Here is a 24,392-nt window from a genome sequence, read left to right as displayed (position 1 = left end):
TTACCGTTTCATGTCGATGGCGCGCGACAGCATGCTGTCGGCCGCGCTGATCACCTGGCCGTTCATCGAATAGGCCTGCTGGGCGACGATCAGCCGCGTCATCTGTTCGGCTACGTCGACGGTGGACTGTTCCAGCGCGCCGACGCGGATCACGCCGACGCCGGCATCGTTGTCGGCGTCGCCAGGGGAGCCGAGCACGGCCTCGCCCGAAAGCGTGCTTTCCGTGAAAACGGTTCCGTCCAGGCGCTCAAGGCGGTCCGGCTCAGGGAAATTGGCCAGCAGAAGCTGGCCGCCGATTTGGCTGCGGCCGTTTTCGTAATTGTAGATAATGCCGCCATCTTCCGCGAAGGTGACGTAATCGAATTCACCGCCCTTCAGGCCGTTCTGATCAATGCTCAGATTGGTCAGGGTGCTGATGTTACCGCCATACTGTGACAATCCGTTAGTCGCATTGGGATCGAAGGCGCCGTTGAACTGCCCGAGATTGACGGTAATGGTCTGAGCGCCGCTGCCGAAATCCGGCGACAGGGTGACAGTCGCGTTACCCGTGGCGGTGACCGTCAGGTTGGTGTCGGTCGTGGTCATGGTGTTCAGCAGGCCGTTGTTGAACGTCACGGCGATCGGCCCGAAGCTGGCCGGCGTGCCATCGGCGGTATTGATCGTCAGATTCCAGGCGTTGTTGCCCGTCTTGGTCCACAGCATCTGGAAATTGCGGTCGTTGCTTTCGGCATCGACGATGCCGATGCCGTTCGAGAAGGTGGCATTGGTCTGGGCATTGGCGGGCAGGTTGGCGCGATAGTTCACTGTGGTCGTCGGAACCGCGGCGATTTCGCTGTCGTCCAGCTCGAACGGGGTGATCTCCGTGCCATCCACTTCTGCCGACATCAGGTAGAAACCGGCGGAGTTGACCAGGCGGTTGTTGTTGTCGAGGCGGAAATCGCCCAGGCGGGTATAGTAGACGGTATCTTCGAAGCCGGTCGGCTCGCCGGTCTCGCGGTCGAAGCCCGTCGCCTTGGCGACGGGGATGAAGCCGTTGCCGTCCACGGCGATGGACGTGAAGCTATTATGGCCGATGATTTGGCCCTGCTGCCGGTTGGCGAAGTTGGCCGCGGCGGTGACACCCATGTTGCGGTTGTTGTCCAGCACCTCGCTGGCGCCCAGAACCTTGTTGCTGACCAGATCGGCAAAGCTGGTTTTCACCTGCTTGTAGCCGTTGGTGGCCGCATTCGCGACGTTGTCGGAAATATGGCCGATGGCAATCGCCTGGGCGGAAATGCCTTGCACGGCCGTACCGAGGGCACCGTAATAGGACATGATTGGACTCCTGGGTCCGTAAAAATGTGTCGCGGGCATTGCAAAGCAAGGGCCATGCCGAACTGGAATGCACCGTAAATATCTGATAAATAAGACAGATGAACCTGATCCTGTCGGTTGTCACTAGGCAATATTTGCCGTCTTGCTTTGTGCGGGCGGCGAGGCGGTCATAATATGCCGGCCCGGGATCCCGCATTGCCATGCTGCAACCGCCACTTTCGTCACTGACATCCCCGCTGCAATCGGCGGAGGATCCGCGGCTGTTCGCCTGGACCGGTGAATTCCGCGACCGCCGCGTCGAGCAGATCTACCGGCAGGGTCGGCTTAATCCGTCTCGACGCATGCTGCAGGCCTGCGGTCTGGCGGCGACCTCGGTCTTCTGCCTGTTGCTGGTGCGCGATTACCTGGTGCATGGCTATGGCGAGACATTCCTGTTCTTCGCCCTGGTGCGCGGCCTGGGATTGGTCGTCGGCATCCTGTTCCAGTATCTGCTGCATCGCCTGAACGACTTGCAGCTGCTGGATGTGGTGGCCGGCATCGGCATGGCCAGCCTCACCTCGCTCACTTTCATGACCTGGGCGATCAGCGCGCCGCCAGCGCTGAATGCCGGCTCGCTGGTTTTCGCATACCTGCTGGTCTTCTACCTGCTGGTGCCCTGTTCGGCCCGGCTGACGCTGTCGAACGCGGCCTATATCACGCTGGGCACCGGCCTCACCACCGCTCTGTGGCTGCCATTTCGGGCCGACAACCTGGTCGGCCTCGTGCTGTTCGCCGTGATCGGCAATGTGCTTGGCTTCATCGGCATGCGACAGATCAAGCTGGAACGACGGCGCAACTACATGGCCCAGGAAGAGGCGCGGCGGGTCACCGAAGCGCTCACTCTGTCCAGGCAGGAAAGCCGTCGCCGCAGCGAATATCAGGCCTGGGCGCTCGACGCACTGCCGGTCGGTGTCATGTTGCTCCATCCCGATGGCACGATTCACACCATCAACCGGCGTGCGGCGGAATTGCTGGCGCTGCCGCCTGGCTCGCTCAATCCCGGTGACAATTATGACGCAATGCTGCGCTTCCTGGCCCAGCGCCGCGATTTCGGCGACACTGAGGTCAGCGACATGCGCTATCACATCGACCGCCTGATCCGCGGTGCCTCGGGTGCGACGGCGGCACGCCACACGCCGACAGGCAAGGTTTTGGAATTCACTATCGGCCGCCTGCCGGATCATTCGGTGGCCGTTTCCATTTTCGACGCGACCGAACGTTACGCCATTAACCGTCGCTTGCGTCATGCGGTGGAGGTCGCCGGCGACGGTTTCGTCATCTACGATTCCCAGGATCGCATCGCGATCTGCTCCAGCCGCTTCGCCGCGCTGTACGGCCTGACATCGGAGCAGGCGATCGGCATGAGTTTCGACGAACTGGTGCAGCGCGGCTACGACCGGGGCGTGTTCAGTCGCGATGAAAAGGACCAGGGCGCGGCGGCTGCCGTGGCAATGGGCCGTCGCCGCATCCCCGAACGCATGGTTGAAATCCGCACCAATGCCGGAGAGTGGTTCCTGGTGCATGAGCGCGTGACGCCGTCGGGCGACCTTGTGGTGGTGCGTACCAACATCACGGCGCGCCGCCGCATGGAGGATGAACTGCGCCGTGCCAAGGAAGAGGCCGAACGCGCCCTGGCCGACCTGCGCGGCGCCCAGGCCAGCCTGATCCTGGCCGAGAAGATGGCTTCGCTCGGTTCACTGGTGGCCGGCATGAGCCACGAGATTTCCACGCCGCTGGGCATCGGCGTGTCGGCGGCCTCGCATCTGGCGGAAGAGATCGCGCAACTGTCGAACCGCTTCAGCGAGGATCAGCTTCGGCGCAGCGACATGGCGGATTTCATCGAGACGGCCACCGAGGCCACCCGCATCATGCAGGGCAACCTGGCCCGCGCCGCCCGCCTGATCCAGGCCTTCAAGCAGGTCGCCGCCGACCAGAGTACCGATGACCTTCGCCTGTTCGACCTGGGGGAATACCTGCACGAGATCATGCTGAGCCTGGCGCCGGCCCTGCGCGGTACCCAGAATACGGTAGAGATTGATTGTCCGGACAAGCTGATGATCCGTAACCGTCCGGGTGCGCTGGGCCAGATCATCACCAACCTCGTGATGAACGCCCTGCAGCATGCCTTCGAGGACGGCAACCGGCCGGGCCGGATCTGGATCGGCGTGAGCCAGCCCCGCGAGGGACGGGTCGCGGTGGAATTCCGGGACAACGGTCGCGGCATCGCCGCTGCCAGTCTGCCGCGTGTCTTCGATCCCTTTTTCACCACCAAGCGCGGCACCGGCGGCACCGGCCTGGGCCTGCATATCGTCTACAACCTGGTCACCCAGGTGCTGGGCGGCACCATCGCGGTGTCGAGCAGGGAGGGCGAGGGCACCCGGTTCACGATAAATTTCCCGCAGAGCATGTCGGCTTGAGGCCCTGGCTGGGCTATATCGGCTGATATGAGCAGCAGAGCAGTATCCCGGCCTTTCTCGTTTCTGATCCCTTGGCGCGATGCCGGCGGGCGTTTCGTGCCGCTGAAAGCCGTGGTCTTCGGCCTGCTGCTGCTGCCGGCCCTGTGGCTGTTGTGGCGCACGGCCCAGCATGACCTCGGGCCGCGTCCGCTCACCGAGCTGATCCATCAGACCGGACTCTGGGCCTTCCGGTTCCTGCTGCTGTCGCTGGCTGTCACGCCGCTGCGCCAGATGCTGCGTTATGGCCGGCTGGTGCTGGTGCGTCGCATGATCGGCGTGGCCTCGGCTGTATATGGAGCAGCGCATTTGCTGCTCTATTTCGCCAACCATGCCTTCGCCCTGGACAAGACGATCCGCGAAGTCGCCACCTCGAATTATCTGCTGATCGGCCTGGCCGCATTGATTGGCCTGCTGGTGCTGGCCGCGACTTCCACCGATGGCATGGTGCGGCGGCTGGGCGGCCGGCGCTGGCAGAACCTGCATCGCATCGTCTACCTGCTGGCGCCGCTGGCGCTGTGGCATTTCTTCCTGCAATCCAAGGCCGATGTGGGCGAACCGACCCTGATGGCCGGTCTGCTGTTGTGGCTGCTGGGCTACCGCCTGCTGCGCCGCGTCTTCCCGTCCGGCGTTACTCTGCCCTGGCCGGGGCAGGTGGCCCTGGCACTCGGCAGCGCGGCGCTCACTATGGGCGGCGAGGCGCTATATTTCTGGTTGCGCAGCGGCGCGCCATGGCTGCTTGTGCTTGAAACCAACCTCAGTATCGACATGGGCCTGCGCCCTGGCATGGCTGTTTTGCTGGCTGCGACAGGCGTGACACTTGCCGCGATGACCGTCAGTATACGACTCGCCCGCCGCTGAGCCGGCCGGGCCTGTGCTGCCGCTTCAGACCGGGGGAATGCCGCCTTGCGTGCCGTTTTCGTCGATGCCAATCCAACTCTCGGCGATCTGGCCGAGCGCTTGCGCAAACCCTCCGATCCGCCGGTCGGCGTCAACCGCCAGCCGGATGTGAAGCCCGAGGACCTGCCCCGCGTGCTGGATGGCGCGCCGGTAGCCTGGATCGATCATACCTATCTGCCCACCGCCATCGCCGCCCAGTGCAAGGGGCTGAAGCATGTCGTTTTCCTCGGCACCGGCGCGCGCAGCTACATGCATGTCGAGGAACTGGCGGGTCTCGGCATCGAGGTGCATCTGATCAAGGGCTATGGCGATACCGCCGTTGCCGAATGCGCCTTCGCCCTGATGTGGGCCGCCGCCAAGGGCTTCGCCCGCATGGATCGCGCGATGCGCGACGGCAACTGGCTGCGGCTGGATGGCGTGGAACTCACCGGCAAGACCATTGGCCTGGTCGGTTATGGCGGTATCGGCGCCGAGATGGCGCGGCTGTGCCGCGGCGCCGGCATGAAGGTGCTGGCCTGGAACCGCAGCGCCAAAAGCGCCGAGGGCGTGCGCTTTGTGCCGATCGACGAGCTGCTGGCGCAGAGCGACGTGGTCTCGATGCATCTGCTGCTCAACGAGGAGACACGCGGTTTCCTCTCGGCCAAGCGCATCGCCAAGATGAAACGGGGCGCGATCCTGGTGAATACCGCGCGCGGCGCGGTGGTGGACGAGGCGGCGATGATCGCGGCGCTGAAATCCGGCCAGCTCGGCCACGCCGGCCTCGATGTCTTCGATGTCGAACCGTTGCCCAAGGATCACCCGCTCACCAAACTGGATAACGTCACGCTCTCGGCCCATTCCGCCTTCCGCACGCCGGAAGCCAGCATGAACCTGATCGAGGCGGCGCTGAACCACACAAGGAGGATCGCCGGATGACCCGCCGCTACGATCTCGCCATCCGCAATGCCCGCATCTTCGACGGCAGCGGCGCGGAGTCTTTCATGGGCGACGTGGCGGTCAGCGGCGACCGCATTGCCGCCATCGGCGACCTGGGCGCAAGCTCGGCCGACCGCGAAGTTGACGCGAAAGGCCTGGCGCTGGCGCCGGGCTTCATCGATGCCCATACCCATGACGACGGCGCCGTACTTTGCGGGCCCGAATGTATGCATTGCAAGCTCAGCCAGGGCGTCACCAGCGTCGTGGTCGGCAATTGCGGCATCAGCCTCGCGCCGGTGACGATGACCAAACGCCCGCCGGCGCCGCTCGATCTGGTCGGTGGCCCGGAATCCTGGCAATTCCCCAGCTTCGCCGATTATGCCGAACGCCTGCGCAAGGTGCCGCCGCCCACCAACACCTATGCGCTGGTCGGCCATATGTCGCTGCGCGTGCAGGCGATGGACCACGACATCAACCGCGCCGCGACGGACAAAGAAGCCGCGCAGATGAAGCAGCGCCTGACCGAGGCGCTGGAGCAGGGCGCTTCTGGCCTTTCCACTGGCTTGTGGTATCCGCCCAGCCGCCATGCGCCGACCGACGAGGTGATCGCGGTGGCCGAGGCTTTGCGCTCGCGCGGCGGGTTGTATGTGACGCATATGCGCGACGAGGCCGATGGCGTGATCGACAGCATCGAGGAGACACTGAAGATCGGCCGCGACACGGGCACAGCCGTGGTGATCAGCCATCACAAATGCACCAACCCGGAGAATTTCGGCCGCTCGACCGAGACGCTGGCGCTGATCGACCGCGCGGCGAAAAGCCAGAGCGTCGATTTCGACGTCTATCCCTATATCGCCAGTTCCACGGCCCTGCTGCCCGACCGTCTGCGCGACGACATGCCGGTTCAGATCGCCACGTCGGAGCCATACCCTGAGATGAAGGGCCGCATGCTGGCCGACATCGCAAAGGAATGGGGCGTCGACCAGGTGACGGCGGCCCATCGCCTGCTGCCGGCGGCGGCCATCTATTTCATGATGGACGAGACGGACGTGCAGCGCATCATCGCCCATCCGCGCAGCATGATCGGTTCCGACGGCATTCCCAGCAACGACATGCCGCATCCGCGCCTGTGGGGCACGTTCCCGCGTGTGCTGGGGCATTACGCCCGCGACCTGAAGCTGATCTCGCTGCAGCAGGCGGTGCACAAGATGACCGGGCTCACTGCTCGCGTCTTCGGCATGGTCGACCGCGGCGCTATCCGCTCGGGCGCCTATGCCGACCTCGTGCTGTTCGATCCCGACACGGTGATCGACACCGCCACCTTCGCGGCCCCGAAGACGCCGGCGGCCGGCATCCTCGAAGTCTGGGTCAACGGCGTATCCAGCTATGTGGGGAACAAGGGCGTCACCGGCGCCAGCGCCGGCCGGCTGATCACCCGCAACGTGGCTTAGCCGACAATCGCCTGCATCCACTCCGGCACCGGCCGTCCGATGCCCAGCAGCCAGCGCCCCATGGCACCGGCCACCTGCCGCACGGCGGGCCGTTCGCTCATGCGGGTGCGCCAGGCGATCAGACAGGTCGCATCGGCCGGGATTGGCGCCCCCATGCGGTCGCCGAATATCTGCGCCATGAAGAAGGCGATGTCGGCATAGGTGAAATCGGCGCCCGCCAGCCAGGCCCGGTCATCTTCCAGTAGACTCTCCATGCGGGCATAGAACTGCGCCGCGCCGTCGCGGGCGGCGATGGCGGCGGGGTCGTCTGGTGTCTGCTGCAGACCCATCAGGCGGATGATGTGCGGGAAATAGACCTCGTCGGATTGCAGTTCCAGCAGGCGCGCCCGCGCGCGGCCGGCGATATCACGCGGCCATAACGGCGGCTCGGGGCAGAGGTCTTCCAGGTATTCGAAGATCTGCGTGGAATCGAAAATCTCCAGATCGCCATGCACCAGCACCGGCACCTGACGTTTTGGGTTGATGCGCAGCACCTCGGGATGCTTGGGCTCATACAGCGCCTTCATCTCGAACGGCACCATCACCACCTCAGCTTCCAGGCCTTTTTCCAGCAGGGCGATCTGCGCCTTGGCCCCGAACATGCTCAGGGGGCCGGAATAGAGGCGGATCGGGGCGGGCTGCGGCATAAGTATCTCCATCTTTGCCGGCGCAGGATGGCATGGCGCGATCCCTATTCTGGCAGCAGCATGGCAGGGGGTGTACTTGCCAGTGGGTAACTGCTTGTTCTGGCGGAATTTCGCCCTAACTGGGCCGGGCCTGCGCCTTGCCGTGCCGGCGATCCTGTTCCATCCTTCGTTCGTCTAGCCCGGAGACGCACAATGATTGACCTGTATTACTGGCCGACGCCAAACGGCCACAAGATCACCCTGTTCCTGGAAGAGACCGGCACGCCCTACACGATCAAGCCGGTCAACATCTCCAAGGGCGAGCAGTTCGAACCCGACTTCCTGAAGATCGCGCCGAACAACCGCATGCCGGCCATCGTCGACCACAAGCCGCTCGACGGCGGCGCACCGGTCAGCGTGTTCGAAAGCGGCGCCATCCTGCTGTATCTCGCCGACAAGTACAAAAAGCACATCCCGCAGGATTTGCGCGGCCGCGTCGCCTGCACCGAATGGCTGATGTGGCAAATGGGTGGCCTCGGCCCCATGTGCGGCCAGAACCACCATTTCAGCCAGTATGCGCCCGAGAAGATTCCCTACGCGATCAACCGCTATGTGAACGAGACCAATCGTTTGTATGGGGTTCTCAATAAACGGCTTGAAGGCCGCGCCTTCATCTGCGGCGACGAGTATACGATTGCCGACATGGCCGCCTATCCCTGGATCGTGCCCTACGAACGCCAGGGCCAGAAGCTGGAGGATTTCCCCAATCTGAAACGCTGGTTCGACAGCATCTGGGCCCGGCCCGCCACCAAGGTGGCCTACGAGAAGGGCAAGGCGATCAACCAGGGCGTTCCGGTGATGACCGAGGAAGCCAAGAAGGTGCTGTTCGGCCAGACCGCCAGTGTGGTGAAGGGGTAGGGTCGTTTTTTGTTTCGTCATGGCCGGGCCCAGGAAGAATCTCTAGGCCGGCCATCCACGAGTTTTTTTGACAATAAGACGTGGATGCCCGGCACAAGGCCGGGCATGACGGTTTAGGGAGAAAAGCGAGGAGTCATGCAAACCGCCAGGGTCGAAATCGCCGATACCGACGAGAAGATCGCCGCCTGTTTTCCGGTGATGCACGAGCTGCGGCCGCATCTGAAGGATGCCGCCGAGCTGGTGGCGCGGGTGAAGCACCAGCACAAGGAAGGCTTCGTGCTGGCCTACGCTTCTGACGGCAACGGCGTGCCGGCCGCCTGCATCGGTTTCCGCCGTCAGGAGCGGCTGGTGCATGGCCCGCTGATCTATGTGGACGACCTCGTCACCACCGCCACCGGCCGCTCGCGCGGTTATGGCGCGCTGCTGCTCAACTGGGTGGAGGACATCGCCAGGCACGAGGGCCGCAAGGTGGTGGACCTCGATTCAGGCACACATCGTGCGGAAGCGCACCGCTTCTATTTCCGCCAGCGCTACAGCATCTCCAGCTTCCACTTCCTCAAGCACATCAAGTAAGGATTCCGCCGTGATCGACTTCTACACCTGGGGCACGCCGAACGGCCGCAAGGTCTCCGTGATGCTGGAGGAAAGTGGCCTGAAATATCAGGCCTTCCCGGTCAACATCACCAAGGACGAGCAGTTCGATCCGGATTTTCTCAAGGTGAATCCGAACAACAAGATCCCTGCCATCGTCGACCACGAACCGCCGGCCGCCTATGGCACCAAGCCCTACAGCGTGTTCGAGTCCGGCGCGATTCTGATCTACCTGGCGGAAAAGAGCGGCCAGTTTCTCCCTAAGGACGCGCCCGCGCGCATGCAGGCGCTGCAATGGCTGATGTGGCAGATGGGTGGCTTCGGCCCGATGCTGGGCCAGACGCATCATTTCGTGCGTTTCGCCAAGGAGAAGGTGCCCTACGCCATCGACCGCTTCACCACCGAGACCCAGCGGCTCTACAAGGTGCTGGACGGCCATCTGGCGAAAAACGAATTTCTCGCCGGCAAGGAATACTCCATCGCCGACATGGCGACCCTGCCCTGGGCGGCGCGCCATGAATGGCACCTGATCGACCTGGCCGCCTATCCGAACGTGAAGCGCTGGTATGATCTGCTGATGGCACGCCCGGGCGTGCAGCGCGGCTTCGAGGTGCCCTGACGATGGCGGAAGCCATCCTGGAGAATGCCTCGGTCAAACGGGTGCGCGAGGCCCTGCTGGCGCGTGGGGCAGGCGAACGCGTGATCGTGCTGGACGGCGCGGCGCGCACGGCGGCCGAGGCGGCGGCCGGGCTGGGCTGCGAGGTCGGCGCCATCGTGAAGTCGCTGGTGTTTGCCCATGAAAGCCAGGAAGGCGAAAAGCGCCCAGTGATGGCGCTGGTGGCCGGCGACCGGCAATGCGACGTGGCGGCACTGGGCCGCGCCCTGGGGCTGGCGGCCTCGCCGGGCCAGGGACTCAATCGGGCCGATGCCGCTCTGGTGCGCCGGGCCACCGGTTTCGCCATCGGCGGCGTGGCCCCGCTGGGCCATATGGAAGCCCTGCCGATCGTAATCGACGACAGCCTGGCCCGGTTCCCGCTGCTGCATGCCGCCGCCGGGCATCCCCATGCGGTTTTCCCGTTGTCCTACAGCGAGTTGGTGGCCTGGACCGGCGGCAAACCGGCCGCCATTTCAGCGGTTTAGGGTCGTTGACAGGCCAGCCCCTGAGCCTTAGAAGAGGCCCCGCATACACTGTGTTAATACCCACTCGCGTGCGGAGGGGTGGCCGAGTGGCTGAAGGCAGTGGTTTGCTAAATCACCGTACGATGTCAAGTCGTACCGCGGGTTCGAATCCCGCCCCCTCCGCCACTTATCTTTCCGATTCCTTGCGCCAGCCGTCGCCAGCGCTCTCCCATCCCGGAGTCCGCGCATGCCCGTTCTGACCCGTCGCCATCTGCTGCAATCGGGTCTGGGCGCGGTCGCCGTCGCCCTGCTGCCGCGCGGCGCTGTCGCCCTTCCGGTGAGCTACCAGCTCACGGCAAAGCGGGTGGCCAAGACACTGCCGGGCTGCATCGGCCCGTCCGATCTCTGGCTCTATGACGACGGCCGCAACGAGACCCTGCCCATCGTGCTGCGCGCCACGCGCGGCGAGGGCTTCACTGCCACGCTGAAAAACGAGCTGGCCGAACACACCGCGATCCACTGGCATGGCGTGCGCGTGCCGCATAAAATGGATGGCGTACCCTACATCACCCAGCCGCCGGTGCGGCCGGGCGAGAGTTTCGAATACAGTTTCGCGCCGCCCGATCCCGGCACCTTCTTTTTCCATCCCCATTGCAACACCGTCGAGGCTTTGGGCCGCGGCTTGGCCGGCGTGCTGATCGTGGACGATCCGCGCGATCAGGGCCTGTTCGATATTGAGCATGTGATCGCGCTGAAGGACTGGCGCGTGCAGAATGATGGCGGCTTCGAGGATTTCCTCACCGATGCCGGCGCCGCCAAGGCCGGCAGTTTCGGCAGCCTGCGCACCGCCAACGGCATGGTGGCGCCAACGATCAGTGTGCCGCCCGGCGCCCGCGTGCGCCTGCGTATCCTCAATCTGGATTCCACCCGCATCCCGCAGCTTGACCTGCCCGGGGCGAAAGCCGTGGTGATCGCCACAGACGGCAATGCCTGCGCGCCCTTTGCCCTGCAGGGCTGGCGGCTGGGGCCGGCGATGCGTGCCGATGTGGCTTTCATCGCACCGGAAAAACCCGGCGTCGAAATTCCGCTGCAGGATATCTTCAGCACCAAGCCGCGCGTGCTGGCCAGAATCGTCACGGCCGGCGAGGCGATGCGCAGTACGAAGGCGACCCTGCGTTTACCTGAGGCGGAGCTGCCGCAGCCCGACCTGAAGGCGGCGCAGAAACTCGAATTCACCCTGCTGGCCGGCAATCCCGATCCGGCATTGCAGGCTTGGGCGAAAGAGATGGGCGTCAGCCCCGATGAAATCTGCCTGACGCAGAAAGTCTTCTGGTCGATCAACCGCCGGGTCTGGCCAGGAATGGGTGAGGGGGCGCTGCCGCCGCCGCTGGCCGAACTCAAATCGGGCCGCAGTTATATCGCCGAGCTGTTCAACGGCACGCCGCACCAGCACCCCATGCACCTGCACGGCCATACCTTCCGGGTGCTGGGTTCGTCGGAACGCGACCTGCCGCCGCACTGGGCCGATACCGTGCTGGTGCGGCCCAAGGAGCGCGTGCGGATCGCGTTCGTCGCCGGCCAGCCGGGCGACTGGATGTTCCACTGCCATATCATCGAACACCAGGAAACCGGCATGATGGGCTATCTGCGGGTGGCCTGAGGTCGAAGATTAAATTTATTTAATCCGCCGTTCAGGCGCCGGAAAACCCGGGTTTCCTACCTTGGCAGCATGGATGTCCACCTGCACAGGAGCAGACCCATGAAAGCCGAACGCCCTTCCTTTAAGCGCACCCTAGCCGCTGTCCTGCTGGCCAGCACGATCCTCTCCGGCGGCGGCGGGTATCTTGCCGCCCGCGCCCTTGCTGCCAACGATGCGGCTTTGCCCGCCGCGCCGGTCGAGCAGCTTGCCGTCAAGCCGTCCTTCGCCGACCTGGTCGAGAAGGTGAAGCCCGCCGTGGTGAACATCGCCACCACCGAGAAGGCGACCCGCCAAGCCCAGCGCCTGCCGCAATCGCCGTTTCCGCCCGGCTCGCCGTTCGAGGAATTCTTCCGCCAATTCGGCGAACAGCAGCAGCGCCGCAGCGGCTCGCAGCATGCGCTCGGCTCGGGCTTCATCATCGATCCCGCCGGTTATGTCGTGACCAACAACCATGTGGTCGATGGCGCCGAGAAGATCGTGGTGACCCTGGACGATGGCCGCGAATTCCCCGCCACCGTCAAGGGCCGCGACCCCAAGACCGACCTGGCCCTGCTCAAGATCGAAGCCAAGACGCCGCTGCCTTATGTGGCCTTTGGCGATTCCGACCGCGCCCGCATTGGCGACTGGGTGGTGGCCGTGGGCAATCCGTTTGGTCTGGGCGGCAGCGTTTCGGCCGGCATCGTCTCGGCGCGCGGCCGCAACCTGAACAGCGGGCCTTATGACAACTTTCTGCAGATCGACGCGCCGATCAATCCGGGCAATTCCGGCGGGCCGCTGTTCGACCAGTCGGGCCGGGTGATCGGCATTGCCACGGCGATCTATACGCCCAATGGCGGCAATGTCGGCATCGGCTTCGCCGTGCCGTCCAATCTGGCCGGTAGCGTGATTGCGCAGCTGAAAGACAGCGGCATGGTTGCCCGCGGCTGGCTCGGCGTCACCATGCAGCCGATGACCGAGGCGCTGGCCAAGGCGGTCGGCCGCAAGGACGACAGCGGCATTCTGGTGAACGACGTGCAGTCTGATGGCCCGGCCGCGAAGGCGGGGCTGAAACAGGGCGACGTCGTGATCGCGCTGAACGGCAGCACGATCCGCAACCCGCGTGACCTGGCCACCCAGGTGGCCGGACTCAAGGCTGGCGACAAGGCGAAACTCGATGTCTGGCGCGAGGGCAGGGAGAAGACCCTGACCATCACCGTCGGCAGCCAGCCGACCGAACAGAGTGCCGCGCTGGACGAAGCCGGCAAGGAAGAACGCGTCGGCCTGGCCCTGGCACCGGTGACGCCCGAGCTGCGCACCCGCCTGGGCCTCGATGACGGGAAGGGAGCCGTCGTGACCGAGGTGACGCCCGAAAGCAGGGCCGAGGACAGCGGCGTGCGCCCGGGCGACGTGATCCTGGGTGTGGCCGGCCACGCAGTGGCGAATCCGGCCGAAGCGGCCGAGCAGATCCGGACGGCCCGCCAGCAGCATAAGGAGGCGGTCACCCTGCTGGTCAGGCGCGACGGCACCACTTATTATCTGGCCCTGCAACTTGCCTGAAGACGATGAAAATCCTGCTCGTTGAAGACAATCCGCAGGTCGCCCAGTTCATCCGCAAGGGACTGGGCGAAGCGGGCCATACCATCGACCATGCCGATAACGGTCGCGATGGCCTGTTCCTGGCCACCACGGAACAATACGACGCGATCATCATGGATCGCATGCTGCCGGGCGGGGTGGACGGTTTGGGCATCGTCGATGCCCTCCGCCGCACCGGCAACACCACGCCGATCCTGATCCTGAGCGCGCTGGCGGATGTGGACGAACGCATCCGCGGCCTGCGCGCCGGCGGCGACGACTATCTGACCAAGCCTTTTGCTTACGGGGAGCTGGAGGCGCGTCTGCAGGCACTGGTGCGGCGGGGGCGCACCGTGCCGACGCAGACCATGCTGGAAGTGGGGGATCTCAGCCTCGACCTGCTGAAACGCCAGGCCATGCGCGGCGGCAAGGTCATTGCGTTGAAGCCGCGCGAATACAAGCTGCTGGAATACCTGATGCGCCATGCCGGCCAGGTGGTGACGCGCACCATGCTGCTGGAGAATGTGTGGGAATACCATTTCGATCCGCAGACCAACGTGATCGACGTGCATATCAGCAACCTGCGCCAGAAGATCGATGCCGGCACGGAAAAGCCCCTGCTGAAAACCGTGCGTGGCGCCGGCTACATGATGGCGGCCGAGGCCTGACATGCTGCATTCGACCTCGCTGCGGCTGGCGCTGGGTTATGCGGCCCTGTTCATCGCCTCGTCGCTGCTGCTGGTCGGCCTGCTGTGGTGGAACACCACCGGATATCTGGACCGCGAAACCGATGCGGTGATCGCCGCCGACACGCGGGCGATCGGCGACCGGCTCAGCGACTTCGGCCTGGCCGGTGCGATCCAGACAATGAACGAGCGTGTCGAGGCTGAATCCGCCGACGGCAAGGCGATCTACCTGCTCACCGATCCGCGCTTAAGGCCGCTGGGCGGCAATGTCGATGCATGGCCACTGAAAGTCGGCCCGGCGCCGGGTTGGTATGAAGTGGACCTGGTCTATCGCGGCAAGCTGCATGCCACGCGTCTGCTGCATGTGGTGCTGCCGGGGAATTACCAGCTTCTGGTCGGCCGCGACGTGCAGGAGCGTGTGGCGATCCGCAATCTGTTCCTGCGCAGCCTGATCTGGGTCGGCGCCATCGTCGTAGGCCTCGCCCTGCTCGGCGGCTGGCTGCTGCGGCGCGGTGTGCAAAGCCGCATTGAAAGCATCAACCGCACCGCCACCGCCATCGTGCAGGGCGATCTGGCCCGCCGCGTGCCAGCCGGCCCCGGCAACGACGAATTCGACCAACTGGTCGTCACCATCAACCGCATGCTGGACCAGATCCAGCAGCTGATCGAGGGCGTGCGCAACGTCTCGAACGCCATCGCGCACGACCTGCGCACGCCGATGGCCGAGGTGCGGGCAAGGCTGGAAGGCCTGCTGCGGCGTGCCGAGGGATCGGAGGCGAATCTGGACGAGATCGCCGCCGCGATTGCCGGCATCGACCGGCTGATCGGCGTGTTCAACGCCCTGCTGCGCCTGGCCGAGATCGACAGCGGCCTGCGCCGTGCCGGTTTCGGCAAGGTCGATCTCGCCGCCCTGGTGGCCGATACGGCGGAGCTCTACGGCCCGGCGGCCGAGGCCCGTGGGCTCGGCTTCACGCTGGATACCGCGCCGGGTCTGGTTGCCGATGGCGATCCCTCGCTGCTGGCCCAGGCCCTGGGCAACCTGCTCGACAATGCCATCAAATACACGCCGGCCGGGGGCAGTATCCGGCTCGGCCTGGTGCGGGACGGTGCAAACGGCGCGGCCATCGTCGTGGCCGATACCGGGCCCGGCCTGACCGACGAGGAGCGGGCACGCGCCACCGACCGCTTCTATCGCGGCGACAGCAGCCGTTCGGCCGCCGATGGCGTCGGGCTGGGCCTCAGCCTCGTTGCTGCGATTGCGAAGCTGCATGGCGGGGAACTGAGGCTGGAGGACAGCCTGCTGGGCCAGACCCCGCCCGGCCTGCGCGCGGCCTTGGCTTTGCCGGCGCCGGCTTGCTAAGCTCCAGCCATGAGCCAGCACGATCACGACCACCATCATCATGACCACCACCACGGCAGCGAACTGAGCGACGTGGAGCTGCGCGTGCGCGCGCTGGAAAGCATCCTTGTCGAAAAGGGCTATGTCGATCCGGCCGCGCTGGACGTGCTGATCGAAACCTACGAAACCAAGGTCGGGCCGCATAACGGCGCCCATGTGGTGGCCAAGGCCTGGAGCGATCCGGCCTATCGCGACTGGCTGCGCAAGGATGCCACGGCCGCCATCGTCTCGCTGGGGTATTCTGGCCGCCAGGGCGAGCATATGGTGGCGGTGGAGAACACGCCGGACACCCACAACATGGTCGTCTGCACACTCTGCTCCTGCTATCCGTGGCCGGTGCTGGGCCTGCCGCCGGTCTGGTACAAGTCGGCGGCCTACCGCTCGCGCGCGGTGATCGACCCGCGCGGCGTGTTAAAAGATTTCGGCGTCACCCTGCCGATGGCCAAGCAGATCAAGCTGTGGGATTCCACGGCGGAAGTGCGCTACCTCGTGATCCCCGAACGCCCGGCCGGCACGGAGGGCTGGAGCGAGGAGCGGCTGGCGAAACTGGTGACGCGCGACAGCATGATCGGTACCGGGCTGGCCCGCGATCCGGAGGAGATCGGCGCATGAATGGCGCAGCCGATATGGGCGGCATGATGGGCTTCGGCCCGGTGCAGCCCGAACCCGAACATATCCGCTTCCATGCCGGCTGGGAAAAGCGCGTGCTGGCCATGACGCTGGCGATGGGCGCGACCGGGCAGTGGAACATCGACCAGTCGCGCTCGGCGCGCGAAAGCCTGCCGCCGCCGCAATACCTGGCCAAGAGCTATTACGAGATCTGGCTGGCGGGGCTGGAAAAGCTGATGGCCGACCGCGGGCTGGTCGGCGCGGACGAGATCGAGGCCGGCCGCGTGCTGGCGCCGCCGAAACAGCTGCCGCGCATCCTGAAGGCCGAGGCCGTGCCGGCCGTGCTGGCGAAAGGCGGCCCGACCGAACGCGAGGCGACCCAGCCGGCGCGTTTTAAAGTTGGCGACCGCGTGCGGGCGAAGAACATGCATCCCGCGGGCCATACCCGTCTGCCGCGTTACGTGCGCGGCCATGTCGGCATTGTCGAACTGTTGCATGGCATGCATGTCTTCCCCGATGCCAGCGCGCAGGGCCGGGGCGAGATGCCGCAATGGCTCTACACCGTGCGGTTCGAGGGCCGCGAGCTCTGGGGCGAAGGCGCCGATCCGACGGTGTCGGTCTCGGTCGATGCCTGGGACAGCTACCTGGAGCCGGCATGAGCGAGCTGAAGGCCCTGCTGCCCGATCTGCCCTGTGACGAGACCGCCGCGCCGGTCTTCCGCGCGCCGTGGGAGGCGCAGGCTTTTGCCATGGCCGTGGCCCTGCACCAGAAGGGCCTGTTCACCTGGCCGGAATGGGCCGAGAGCTTAAGCGCCGAGATCAAGCGCGCGCAGGCCGCCGGCGACCCCGATACCGGCGAGACCTACTATTACCACTGGCTCAACGCGCTGGAAAAACTTGTCGTGGCCAAAGGCGCGACTTCGGATGCCGCGCTGCATGAGCGCGCCGAGGCCTGGGACCGCGCGGCGAAAGCCACGCCGCACGGCCAGCCAATCATTCTCTAGCCATAGGCGGCATTGGCGGCAGGGGCCGGCGGGCGATCTCGTCGGCATCGTCTGGCGCCATGCCCAGACCGCGCAGGATGGTTGCCGAAATGGTCGCGACATGGCTTTTGCCGGCGCGACCGGCGAGGATGCTGTTGATCGCGGCATAATTGGTGCCGGTGATCATGTCCATGGCGGCGGGCACGCTGGCGACATGAAAGCGCTTCTGCCTGATGCCCAGCATCAGGTCGGCGCGGATGAAGGGTTCTACCTGTGCCGCCCAGATCGGCGAGAAGACCGCCACGGACATCGTGAATCGTGCCAGTTCGGGTTGTTCTAGCGCCATGACCATATAGCGGCGGCCGCCAATCGACATACGTTCGGCGCCGTCAGGAAGATGGGCGGCGCTGGCAGCGATCCGCTTGCAGTAATCCACACCGACCGCGACGGCGGCGGCCTCCATGATTCCTTCCTTGGTCTGGAAGTAGTTGTAGAAGGTGCCGTTGGCGACACCAGCGACCGCGGCGATTTCCTGGATCGTAGCGGCCTCGACGCCATGAGCGGCAAAAACCTTCACGGCGGCATCGAGCAGCTGGCGGCGGGTGCGGTCGCGTTTGGAGGGCGCCGATTTAGCCATTGACAAACTGAGAATCCTCTCATAAATGACGCTAGTCTCAGAAATGAGGTTATTCTCATTTTCTTAATGATACGCTAATCGCAGGAAGTTCCAAGGCAATTATGGCAGAGGCAAGCGAACGCAAAAAGGTCGTCGTGCTCGGCGCCGCCGGCAATCTCGGGCGCAGGCTGGTTGCGCGTGGGTTGGCCCATGGGCACGAGGTCACCGTATTCGTACGCAATGCCAGCCGTTTTGCCGAGCATTGGCCCGGTATTCTCCCGGAGCATGTCAGGGTCGTGGAGGGCGATGTCTTCGACAAGCGGGCCATGGCCTCGGCGGTCATGGGCTGCGATGCTCTTGTCAATGCAGCCGGCCATGTTGCGGACGGGGCGAGGTTTGTCTCGCTTTTCGAGAATGTCGTCGCTGCCGCGGAGCAGCATATGGCGCCTTCAGGCCGCCTATGGCTGCTCGCCGGCGCGGCGGTGCTGACCGTGCCGCATGCCGACCGGATTGGAGTCAGCCTGCCTGGCGTGCCGGCCATGTACAAAACGCACGAAATCAACTGGCGGCGTCTGCAGGCATCAAGCTGTGACTGGTCTCTGATGTGTCCCGGTCCGATGGTCGCCGCCGCCAACGGCCTGCCGCGAGACGATCTGCGGATCAGTGTCGAGATGCTGCCGTATCGGGTGGGGGCCTGGGCGCGCTGGGCCCCGCCTGTGGCCCTCTCGCTGCTGATGAAATCCAAGCTCTCGGAACTGATCGTAAGCTACGAGGACGTGGCCGAGATCATCATGACCAATCTTGCGCCGAATGGTCGCTTCAGTCGCCGTCGCGTGGGCGTTGCACTGCCCCTAAACGAGCGCGGCCGCAAAGAGAACTGGACACTTGGCGAGAAGGGGCCGACCGGCTGAAGCCGGCCTCGTATCCAACGGAGAGGGAAATGCGTAGACTCTGGAAGGTCGCGGCCGGTGTGGCCGGGGCGATAGCGCTTGTCATCGGCGGTGCCGCGGGATTCGCGGAACTCGTCAGCGAACGCAAGCTGCAGCGCGTGGTGCCGGTGACGGTCGCGGCCATCGACATCCCGTCCAGCACCGATGCCCTGCAGCACGGCCGGTATCTGTTTGAATCGCGCGGCTGCATCGACTGCCATGGCCGCGACGGTGCAGGCAAGACCTTCATCGATGATCCCAATGGCCTGTATGTCAAAGGGCCGAACCTGACGCTTGGCGCCGGCAGTCCGACCGCTGTTTACACCTCCGCCGACTGGGTGCGCGCGATCCGCCATGGCCTGAACCGGAATGGCCAGCCGCTGCTGATCATGCCCAGCGAAGACTATAACCGGATGACCGATGCCGATCTGGGCGCGATGGTGGCCTATATTCGCGCGCTGCCGCCGGTCGAAGGCGACCGGCGCGATCTGCGCCTGCCGCTGCCGGTGCGCCTTGTCTATGCCGCCGGCATTCTGAAAGACGTCGCCGAGAAAATCGACCATAGCCTGCCGCCCGCTTTGCCCGCACCGGCGGACGATGTGATCGCGCAGGGCGCCTACGCGGCCAATATGTGCCTGGGCTGTCACGGCGAAGGTTTCCGCGGCGGCAAAATCCCGGGCGCGCCGCCGGACTGGCCGGCCGCCGCCGACCTGCGCCCCGGGCCCGTGATGGCGCGGTATCCGACGTCCGAAGCCTTCGCTGCCATGCTGCGCGGCGGCAAGCGTCCGGATGGCAGCACCATCCAGGTAATGCCCTTCGACTCCCTCAAGGAAATGTCGGATGCCGAAATTGCCGCCCTGCTGGCCTATCTGAAGACGCTGCCGGGACCGGCCAGCTAAAGAACAGCCGCTAGAAATGCAGAACGCCGGGCTTGTGGCCCGGCGTTCGCGTCTTCGCAGGATGGATGTGGTTCAGCCCAGCGCGGCCAACACGGCGCGCTTGGCGATCACGCCCACCAGATGGGCGCGGTATTCCGAGCTGGCATGGATGTCGTTGTTCATGCTGCCCGCATCGGTCTTGATGCCCTTCAGCGCATCGGGCGAGAAGGACTTCGCCAGCGCGGCTTCCATCTCCTTGTGACGGAATACGCAGGGGCCGGCCCCGTTGATGGCCACCCGCACGCCGCTCGTCGTCTCGGCCACGAAGGCGCCCGCCATCACGTAGCGCGAGGCCGGGTTGGGGAATTTCACATAGCCGGCGCGCTTCGGGATCGGGAATTCCACCTTGGTGATGATCTCGCCTTCCTCCAGTGCGGTCTCGAACATGCCGGTGAAGAAATCGTCGGCCGCGATCTTGCGCTTGGAAGTATGGATGGTGGCGCCCAGGCCCAGCACGGCACCGGGATAGTCGGCCGCCGGGTCGTTGTTGGCCAGCGAACCGCCGATGGTGCCCATGTTGCGCACCTGCGGATCGCCGATGCCACCGGCCAGGGCCGCCAGGGCCGGGATGGCTTTCTTGACCTCGGCCGAGGCGGCGACGGCGGCATGGCGCGTGGTGGCGCCGATGATGACGCTGCCGCCCGAGACGGTGATGCCGTTCAGTTCGGCGATGCCGTTCAGGTCGACAAGGTCGGACGGCGAGGCCAGGCGCTGCTTCAGGGTCGGCAGCAGGGTCTGGCCGCCGGCCAGGAACTTGCCGTCGGTGGCGCTGCCGAGCAGCTTGGCCGCATCCGCCAGCGAGGCCGGGCGATGGTAATTGAACGCATACATGGGGCTTCTCCTCTGAACTCTATTCGGCGGCGGCGGCCAGGTGACGGCTCTGGATCACCTTCCAGACCTTCAGCGGCGTCGCCGGCATGGTGATGTCTTCGGTACCGAGCGCGTCGGTGATGGCATTCATCAGCGCCGCCGGCGCGGCAATCGCGCCGGCCTCGCCGCAGCCCTTCACACCCAGCGGATTATGCGGGCAGGGCGTCTCGATCATGCCGACCTTGTAGCTCGGCAGGTTGTCGGCGCGCGGCATGCAGTAATCCAGGAACGACGCCGTCAGCAGCTGGCCGCTTTCGGGATCGTAGACCACGCCTTCCAGCAAGGCCTGGCCGATGCCCTGGGCGATGCCGCCATGCACCTGGCCTTCGACGATCATCGGGTTGATCACCTTGCCGAAATCGTCCACCGCGACCCAGTTCGCCACGGTGGTGACGCCAGTGTCGCTGTCGATCTCCACCTCGGCTATGTGCACGCCGGCGGGGAAGGTGAAGTTGGCCGGATCGTAGAAGGCGCTGGCCTCCAGGCCCGGTTCCAGGTCGGCCGGGTAGTTATGCGGCACGTAGGCGGTGAAGGCCACCTGCGCCATCGGCACCTGCTTGTCGGTGCCCTTCACCGAGAAGGTGCCCTTGTCGAACACCACGTCGTCCACCGAGGCTTCCATCAGATGGGCCGCGATCTTCTTGCCCTTCTCGATGATCTTGTCGGCAGCACGCATCAGCGCCGAGCCGCCAACGGCCAGCGAGCGCGAGCCGTAGGTGCCCATGCCCATCGGCACCTGGGCCGTGTCGCCATGCACCACCTCGATATTCTCGAGCGGCACGCCCAGCTTGTCGGAGACGATCTGGGCGAAGGTGGTCTCGTGGCCCTGGCCGTGGCTGTGCGAGCCGGTATAGACGAACACCGTGCCGGTGGCGTTGAAGCGGATCTGGCCCGACTCCCACAGACCGACGCCGGCGCCGAGCGAACCGACCACGCTGCTGGGCGCGATGCCGCAGGCTTCGATATAGGCGCAGAAACCGATGCCGCGCAGCTTGCCCTTCTTGGCAGACTCCGCCTTGCGCTTGGCAAAGCCGGCGTAATCGGCAGCCTTGCAGGCTTCATCCAGCGCCTTGGCATACTGGCCGCTGTCATACACGCAGGCCACCGGCGTCTGGTACGGGAAGGCATCCACCGGCACGAAATTCTTCTTGCGCAGCTCGACGGGGTCCATCTTCAACTCGCGCGCCGCGGCTTCCACAATGCGCTCCACCACATAGGTGGCTTCCGGCCGGCCGGCGCCGCGATAGGCATCCACCGGCGTGGTGTTGGTGAACACCGCCTTCACCTCGGCATAGACGGCGGGCGTGGTGTATTGCCCGGCCAGCAGCAGGGCATAGAGATAGGTCGGCACGGCGGACGCGAAGGTGGACAGATACGCACCCATATTCGCCTTGGTGTCGACGCGCAGGGCCAGGAACTTGCCGTCCTTGTCGATGGCAAGCTCGGCATGGGTGACGTGGTCGCGGCCATGGGCGTCGGTGAGGAAGGCCTCGGTGCGGTCCGAGGTCCATTTCACCGGCTTCTTCAGTTTACGCGCCGCCCAGAAGCAGACGGTCTCTTCGGGATAGTTGAAGATTTTCGAGCCGAAACCGCCGCCCACATCCGGCGCGATCACGCGCACCTTGTGTTCGGGCAGGCCGAAGACGAAGGCGCACAGGATCAGCCGCAGCACATGCGGGTTCTGCGACGTCGTATAGACGGTGGTGGTGTCGGCGCCCGCATCGTATTCGGCGATGGCGCTGCGCGGCTCCATCGGGTTGGGCGACAGGCGATTGTTCAGCAGGTCGATCTTGGTGACATGGGCGGCCTTGGCAAAAGCAGCCTCGGTGGCGGCCTTGTCGCCGAATTCCCAGTCGTAGCAGAGGTTGCCGGGCGCATCGGCATGTACCTGCGGCGCCCCGGGCTTCAGCGCGGTGACGACATCCACCACCGGCGTCAGCACGTCGTAATCCACCTCGATGGCTTCGACGGCATCCTTGGCCTGGGACAGGCTTTCGGCGATTACCACCGCCACCTGATCGCCCACATGGCGCACATGGTCGACGGCGATGATGTCATGCTTCGGCGCCTTGTGCGGTTCGCCCTTCTTGTCCTTGACGGTCCAGCCGCAGATCAGGCCGCCGACCTTGTCGGCCGCCACATCCTGTCCGGTGAAGACGGCCACCACACCCGGCATCTTCTTCGCCGCATCGGCGCGGATCGCGCGGATCTTGGCGAAGGCATGCGGCGAGCGCAGGAACGCGGCATAGAGCTGACCAGGGCGATTGATATCGTCGGTGTAATGCCCCTGACCGGTAATGAAGCGGAAATCTTCTTTACGACGTACGGACTGACCGATGCCCTGGTTTGTCATGACGCTTACCCCCGCATTGCCTGTGCCCCGGCCATCACGGCCTTGACGATGTTATGATAGCCGGTGCAGCGGCAGAGATTGCCTTCCAGCTCGTGGCGAACGGTTTCTTCGCTCGGGTTCGGATTGCGCTGCACCAGGTCGATGGCGCTCATGATCATGCCCGGCGTGCAGAAGCCGCATTGCAGGGCGTGATGCTCGCGGAAGGCTTCCTGCATCGGATGCAGCTTGCCGTCCTTGGCCAGGCCCTCGATGGTCGTGACCTTGGCACCCTGGGCCTGTGCGGCCAGGATCGTGCAGGATTTCACGCTGTTGCCGTTCACATGCACGACGCAGGCGCCGCACTGGCTGGTGTCGCAGCCGACATGCGTGCCGGTCATGTTCAATTGGTCACGCAGAAACTGAACGAGCAGGGTGCGCGGTTCGACATCGCGCGTCACCGACTGGCCGTTGACGGTCATCGTCACGGAAATGGTCATGCTTTCCTCCCATCAAGCGCGGAGCTGAAGATAGCGCGCGCTTCACCCGGACAAGAGAGTGGGCGAAACGCGCGAATGGCGTCAAGTTGCAAAACGGCGAAGCCGCTCAATGCTGTGGAAAATATCTCAGCCGCGCAGCACGAGGACCGTTGCTGCGCATACGATCACGATCAGGCCGGCGATCCACAGCCAGCTCGGTATCCCGCCGGTGACCGGCCCCGCTTTCTGCGTTTGCGGTGCAACAGGCTGCTGTGATTTCGGCAGGGCGTCCAGGCTGGCCGACGCCGCGATCGGCTCGGCCATGGCGATATCCTTCGCGGCTTCGGCCACGGCGGCGGCATCTTGCGGTGCGGCAACGATCTGGTTGAACTTGGCGAAGAAGTCCTCGGCCATCTTGGCGGCCACGCCGTCGATCAGCCGGGCGCCGATCTGGGCCAGCTTGCCGCCCACCTGGGCCTGCACGCTGTAGGTCAGTTTCGTGGCGCCATTATCGGCATCCGCAAGCTGCACCTTGGCATTGCCCTTGCCGAAACCGGCCGCCACGCCGCCCTGGGCCTCGCCGTTGATCGTGCAACTGTTCGGCGGATCGATATCGGTCAGGGTCACCTTGCCCTTGAATTTGGCCTTCACCGGGCCGACCTTGACCTGGACGGCGGCCTCGAACTCGGTATCCGAGGTTTTGGTGACGGTTTCGCAGCCGGCAATGCACTGGCGCAGAATCTCGGGGTCGTAGAGGGCATCCCAGACCTTGGCCCGGGGGGCGGGGATGAGCTGTTCGCCGGTCAGTTCCATGGCAAATCTCCAGAAAACACTACATAATTACAGGCAGGGCGATGGGGCGGTCGATTCACGGGCTGTTAAGCTTAGCCGCCTAGGTTTGCGATAACTAGGTTCAGGTCTGGATGAGGGATTAGGG

Annotated in this window: 24 protein-coding genes and 1 tRNA gene; 18 read left to right on the top strand and 7 right to left on the bottom strand. The window is 64.9% G+C overall.

Going from position 1 to position 24,392, the window contains the following annotated elements:
• Positions 1-1,314, bottom strand: coding sequence for a flagellar hook protein FlgE (locus ACK4FJ_RS15950; RefSeq protein ID WP_409767713.1), 1,314 nt, complete (start codon positions 1,312-1,314; stop codon positions 1-3).
• A gap of 200 nt (positions 1,315-1,514) precedes the next feature.
• On the opposite strand from ACK4FJ_RS15950, the gene ACK4FJ_RS15945 reads away from it, so the two are divergent.
• The 4 genes from ACK4FJ_RS15945 to ACK4FJ_RS15930 are packed head-to-tail and all read left to right on the top strand — an operon-like array spanning position 1,515 to position 7,072.
• On the top strand, positions 1,515-3,770 hold the full coding sequence (locus tag ACK4FJ_RS15945; RefSeq protein WP_409767712.1) for an ATP-binding protein: 2,256 nt from the start codon (positions 1,515-1,517) through the stop codon (positions 3,768-3,770).
• Positions 3,771-3,797: 27 nt separating this feature from the next.
• Positions 3,798-4,667, top strand: coding sequence for a sulfite oxidase heme-binding subunit YedZ (locus tag ACK4FJ_RS15940; RefSeq protein WP_409767711.1), 870 nt, complete (start codon positions 3,798-3,800; stop codon positions 4,665-4,667).
• Between the two features lie 45 nt (positions 4,668-4,712).
• Positions 4,713-5,621, top strand: a complete 909-nt coding sequence (locus ACK4FJ_RS15935; RefSeq protein WP_409767710.1) for an NAD(P)-dependent oxidoreductase — start codon at positions 4,713-4,715, stop codon at positions 5,619-5,621.
• Entirely contained in the window at positions 5,618-7,072 is a 1,455-nt protein-coding gene (locus ACK4FJ_RS15930) for an N-acyl-D-amino-acid deacylase family protein (RefSeq protein ID WP_409767709.1), read from the top strand. Before ACK4FJ_RS15935 ends, ACK4FJ_RS15930 begins: the two co-directional genes overlap by 4 nt.
• On the opposite strand, the gene ACK4FJ_RS15925 is transcribed toward ACK4FJ_RS15930, so the two are convergent.
• Positions 7,069-7,758, bottom strand: coding sequence for a glutathione S-transferase family protein (locus ACK4FJ_RS15925; RefSeq protein ID WP_409767708.1), 690 nt, complete (start codon positions 7,756-7,758; stop codon positions 7,069-7,071). The genes ACK4FJ_RS15930 and ACK4FJ_RS15925 overlap by 4 nt on opposite strands.
• A gap of 192 nt (positions 7,759-7,950) precedes the next feature.
• Between ACK4FJ_RS15925 and ACK4FJ_RS15920 the strand changes: the two genes are divergently transcribed.
• From ACK4FJ_RS15920 to ACK4FJ_RS15865, 12 genes are all read left to right on the top strand, one after another.
• A complete protein-coding gene (locus ACK4FJ_RS15920; RefSeq protein WP_409767707.1) occupies positions 7,951-8,655 on the top strand; it encodes a glutathione binding-like protein in 705 nt (234 codons plus the stop codon).
• A 135-nt stretch (positions 8,656-8,790) separates the two neighbouring features.
• A complete protein-coding gene (locus ACK4FJ_RS15915; RefSeq protein WP_409767706.1) occupies positions 8,791-9,228 on the top strand; it encodes a GNAT family N-acetyltransferase in 438 nt (145 codons plus the stop codon).
• 10 nt (positions 9,229-9,238) lie between these two features.
• Complete coding sequence (locus ACK4FJ_RS15910; protein ID WP_409767705.1) at positions 9,239-9,865, top strand: glutathione binding-like protein; 627 nt, start codon at positions 9,239-9,241, stop codon at positions 9,863-9,865.
• A 2-nt stretch (positions 9,866-9,867) separates the two neighbouring features.
• On the top strand, positions 9,868-10,386 hold the full coding sequence (locus tag ACK4FJ_RS15905) for a YbaK/EbsC family protein (protein WP_409767704.1): 519 nt from the start codon (positions 9,868-9,870) through the stop codon (positions 10,384-10,386).
• Positions 10,387-10,458: 72 nt separating this feature from the next.
• A tRNA-Ser gene (locus tag ACK4FJ_RS15900) sits at positions 10,459-10,551 on the top strand.
• A 61-nt stretch (positions 10,552-10,612) separates the two neighbouring features.
• A complete protein-coding gene (locus ACK4FJ_RS15895; protein WP_409767703.1) occupies positions 10,613-12,025 on the top strand; it encodes a multicopper oxidase family protein in 1,413 nt (470 codons plus the stop codon).
• 99 nt (positions 12,026-12,124) lie between these two features.
• Positions 12,125-13,600, top strand: coding sequence for a DegQ family serine endoprotease (locus tag ACK4FJ_RS15890; protein WP_409767702.1), 1,476 nt, complete (start codon positions 12,125-12,127; stop codon positions 13,598-13,600).
• Positions 13,601-13,605: 5 nt separating this feature from the next.
• A complete protein-coding gene (locus tag ACK4FJ_RS15885) occupies positions 13,606-14,286 on the top strand; it encodes a response regulator transcription factor (RefSeq protein ID WP_409767701.1) in 681 nt (226 codons plus the stop codon).
• A gap of 1 nt (position 14,287) precedes the next feature.
• Complete coding sequence (locus ACK4FJ_RS15880; RefSeq protein WP_409767700.1) at positions 14,288-15,664, top strand: sensor histidine kinase; 1,377 nt, start codon at positions 14,288-14,290, stop codon at positions 15,662-15,664.
• Between the two features lie 9 nt (positions 15,665-15,673).
• Positions 15,674-16,315 carry a nitrile hydratase subunit alpha gene (nthA, locus tag ACK4FJ_RS15875; protein WP_409767699.1) on the top strand — a complete coding sequence of 214 codons (642 nt, stop codon included), beginning with the start codon at positions 15,674-15,676 and terminating at the stop codon, positions 16,313-16,315.
• Positions 16,312-16,971 carry a nitrile hydratase subunit beta gene (gene nthB / locus ACK4FJ_RS15870; RefSeq protein ID WP_409767698.1) on the top strand — a complete coding sequence of 220 codons (660 nt, stop codon included), beginning with the start codon at positions 16,312-16,314 and terminating at the stop codon, positions 16,969-16,971. Before nthA ends, nthB begins: the two co-directional genes overlap by 4 nt.
• Positions 16,968-17,315: a nitrile hydratase accessory protein gene (locus ACK4FJ_RS15865; RefSeq protein ID WP_409767697.1), complete on the top strand. Its 348-nt coding sequence runs from the start codon at positions 16,968-16,970 to the stop codon at positions 17,313-17,315. Before nthB ends, ACK4FJ_RS15865 begins: the two co-directional genes overlap by 4 nt.
• On the opposite strand, the gene ACK4FJ_RS15860 is transcribed toward ACK4FJ_RS15865, so the two are convergent.
• Entirely contained in the window at positions 17,305-17,931 is a 627-nt protein-coding gene (locus ACK4FJ_RS15860; RefSeq protein ID WP_409767696.1) for a TetR/AcrR family transcriptional regulator, read from the bottom strand. The two genes, ACK4FJ_RS15865 and ACK4FJ_RS15860, sit on opposite strands and share 11 nt — an antisense overlap.
• 101 nt (positions 17,932-18,032) lie before the next feature.
• On the opposite strand from ACK4FJ_RS15860, the gene ACK4FJ_RS15855 reads away from it, so the two are divergent.
• Together ACK4FJ_RS15855 and ACK4FJ_RS15850 are read left to right on the top strand one after the other, a co-directional pair.
• The gene (locus ACK4FJ_RS15855) at positions 18,033-18,821 is read left to right on the top strand and encodes an NAD(P)-dependent oxidoreductase (RefSeq protein ID WP_409767695.1); all 789 of its coding nucleotides are present in this window, start codon (positions 18,033-18,035) and stop codon (positions 18,819-18,821) included.
• A 29-nt stretch (positions 18,822-18,850) separates the two neighbouring features.
• Positions 18,851-19,738, top strand: coding sequence for a c-type cytochrome (locus ACK4FJ_RS15850; protein WP_409767694.1), 888 nt, complete (start codon positions 18,851-18,853; stop codon positions 19,736-19,738).
• Positions 19,739-19,810: 72 nt separating this feature from the next.
• Here the strand turns inward: ACK4FJ_RS15850 and ACK4FJ_RS15845 are convergent, their stop codons facing one another.
• The 4 genes from ACK4FJ_RS15845 to ACK4FJ_RS15830 all read right to left on the bottom strand — a co-directional run bounded on the left by ACK4FJ_RS15845 (position 19,811) and on the right by ACK4FJ_RS15830 (position 24,268).
• Entirely contained in the window at positions 19,811-20,608 is a 798-nt protein-coding gene (locus tag ACK4FJ_RS15845; protein ID WP_409767693.1) for an FAD binding domain-containing protein, read from the bottom strand.
• Positions 20,609-20,627: 19 nt separating this feature from the next.
• Entirely contained in the window at positions 20,628-23,000 is a 2,373-nt protein-coding gene (locus ACK4FJ_RS15840) for a xanthine dehydrogenase family protein molybdopterin-binding subunit (protein ID WP_409767692.1), read from the bottom strand.
• Positions 23,001-23,005: 5 nt separating this feature from the next.
• On the bottom strand, positions 23,006-23,476 hold the full coding sequence (locus ACK4FJ_RS15835) for a (2Fe-2S)-binding protein (protein WP_409767690.1): 471 nt from the start codon (positions 23,474-23,476) through the stop codon (positions 23,006-23,008).
• Positions 23,477-23,602: 126 nt separating this feature from the next.
• Positions 23,603-24,268: an SRPBCC family protein gene (locus tag ACK4FJ_RS15830; RefSeq protein ID WP_409767689.1), complete on the bottom strand. Its 666-nt coding sequence runs from the start codon at positions 24,266-24,268 to the stop codon at positions 23,603-23,605.
• Between the last annotated feature and the right edge of the window lie 124 nt (positions 24,269-24,392).

It is taken from the genome of Ferrovibrio sp., from assembly GCF_046297595.1.
In the GTDB taxonomy this organism is placed as follows: domain Bacteria; phylum Pseudomonadota; class Alphaproteobacteria; order Ferrovibrionales; family Ferrovibrionaceae; genus Ferrovibrio.
The sequence above is the reverse complement of the archived record's forward strand: the minus strand, read 5'-3'. Positions and strand labels throughout refer to the sequence as shown.

Bases quoted from the DNA above. Each gene is read 5' to 3' on its own strand.
- ACK4FJ_RS15950 (WP_409767713.1), bottom strand. From the start codon at position 1,314: ATGTCCTATTACGGTGCCCTCGGTACGGCCGTGCAAGGCATTTCCGCC.
- ACK4FJ_RS15945 (WP_409767712.1), top strand. From the start codon at position 1,515: ATGCTGCAACCGCCACTTTCGTCACTGACATCCCCGCTGCAATCGGCG.
- ACK4FJ_RS15940 (WP_409767711.1), top strand. From the start codon at position 3,798: ATGAGCAGCAGAGCAGTATCCCGGCCTTTCTCGTTTCTGATCCCTTGG.
- ACK4FJ_RS15930 (WP_409767709.1), top strand. From the start codon at position 5,618: ATGACCCGCCGCTACGATCTCGCCATCCGCAATGCCCGCATCTTCGAC.
- ACK4FJ_RS15925 (WP_409767708.1), bottom strand. From the start codon at position 7,758: ATGCCGCAGCCCGCCCCGATCCGCCTCTATTCCGGCCCCCTGAGCATG.
- ACK4FJ_RS15920 (WP_409767707.1), top strand. From the start codon at position 7,951: ATGATTGACCTGTATTACTGGCCGACGCCAAACGGCCACAAGATCACC.
- ACK4FJ_RS15915 (WP_409767706.1), top strand. From the start codon at position 8,791: ATGCAAACCGCCAGGGTCGAAATCGCCGATACCGACGAGAAGATCGCC.
- ACK4FJ_RS15905 (WP_409767704.1), top strand. From the start codon at position 9,868: ATGGCGGAAGCCATCCTGGAGAATGCCTCGGTCAAACGGGTGCGCGAG.
- ACK4FJ_RS15895 (WP_409767703.1), top strand. From the start codon at position 10,613: ATGCCCGTTCTGACCCGTCGCCATCTGCTGCAATCGGGTCTGGGCGCG.
- ACK4FJ_RS15890 (WP_409767702.1), top strand. From the start codon at position 12,125: ATGAAAGCCGAACGCCCTTCCTTTAAGCGCACCCTAGCCGCTGTCCTG.
- ACK4FJ_RS15885 (WP_409767701.1), top strand. From the start codon at position 13,606: ATGAAAATCCTGCTCGTTGAAGACAATCCGCAGGTCGCCCAGTTCATC.
- ACK4FJ_RS15880 (WP_409767700.1), top strand. From the start codon at position 14,288: ATGCTGCATTCGACCTCGCTGCGGCTGGCGCTGGGTTATGCGGCCCTG.
- nthA (WP_409767699.1), top strand. From the start codon at position 15,674: ATGAGCCAGCACGATCACGACCACCATCATCATGACCACCACCACGGC.
- nthB (WP_409767698.1), top strand. From the start codon at position 16,312: ATGAATGGCGCAGCCGATATGGGCGGCATGATGGGCTTCGGCCCGGTG.
- ACK4FJ_RS15865 (WP_409767697.1), top strand. From the start codon at position 16,968: ATGAGCGAGCTGAAGGCCCTGCTGCCCGATCTGCCCTGTGACGAGACC.
- ACK4FJ_RS15860 (WP_409767696.1), bottom strand. From the start codon at position 17,931: ATGGCTAAATCGGCGCCCTCCAAACGCGACCGCACCCGCCGCCAGCTG.
- ACK4FJ_RS15855 (WP_409767695.1), top strand. From the start codon at position 18,033: ATGGCAGAGGCAAGCGAACGCAAAAAGGTCGTCGTGCTCGGCGCCGCC.
- ACK4FJ_RS15850 (WP_409767694.1), top strand. From the start codon at position 18,851: ATGCGTAGACTCTGGAAGGTCGCGGCCGGTGTGGCCGGGGCGATAGCG.
- ACK4FJ_RS15845 (WP_409767693.1), bottom strand. From the start codon at position 20,608: ATGTATGCGTTCAATTACCATCGCCCGGCCTCGCTGGCGGATGCGGCC.
- ACK4FJ_RS15840 (WP_409767692.1), bottom strand. From the start codon at position 23,000: ATGACAAACCAGGGCATCGGTCAGTCCGTACGTCGTAAAGAAGATTTC.
- ACK4FJ_RS15835 (WP_409767690.1), bottom strand. From the start codon at position 23,476: ATGACCATTTCCGTGACGATGACCGTCAACGGCCAGTCGGTGACGCGC.
- ACK4FJ_RS15830 (WP_409767689.1), bottom strand. From the start codon at position 24,268: ATGGAACTGACCGGCGAACAGCTCATCCCCGCCCCCCGGGCCAAGGTC.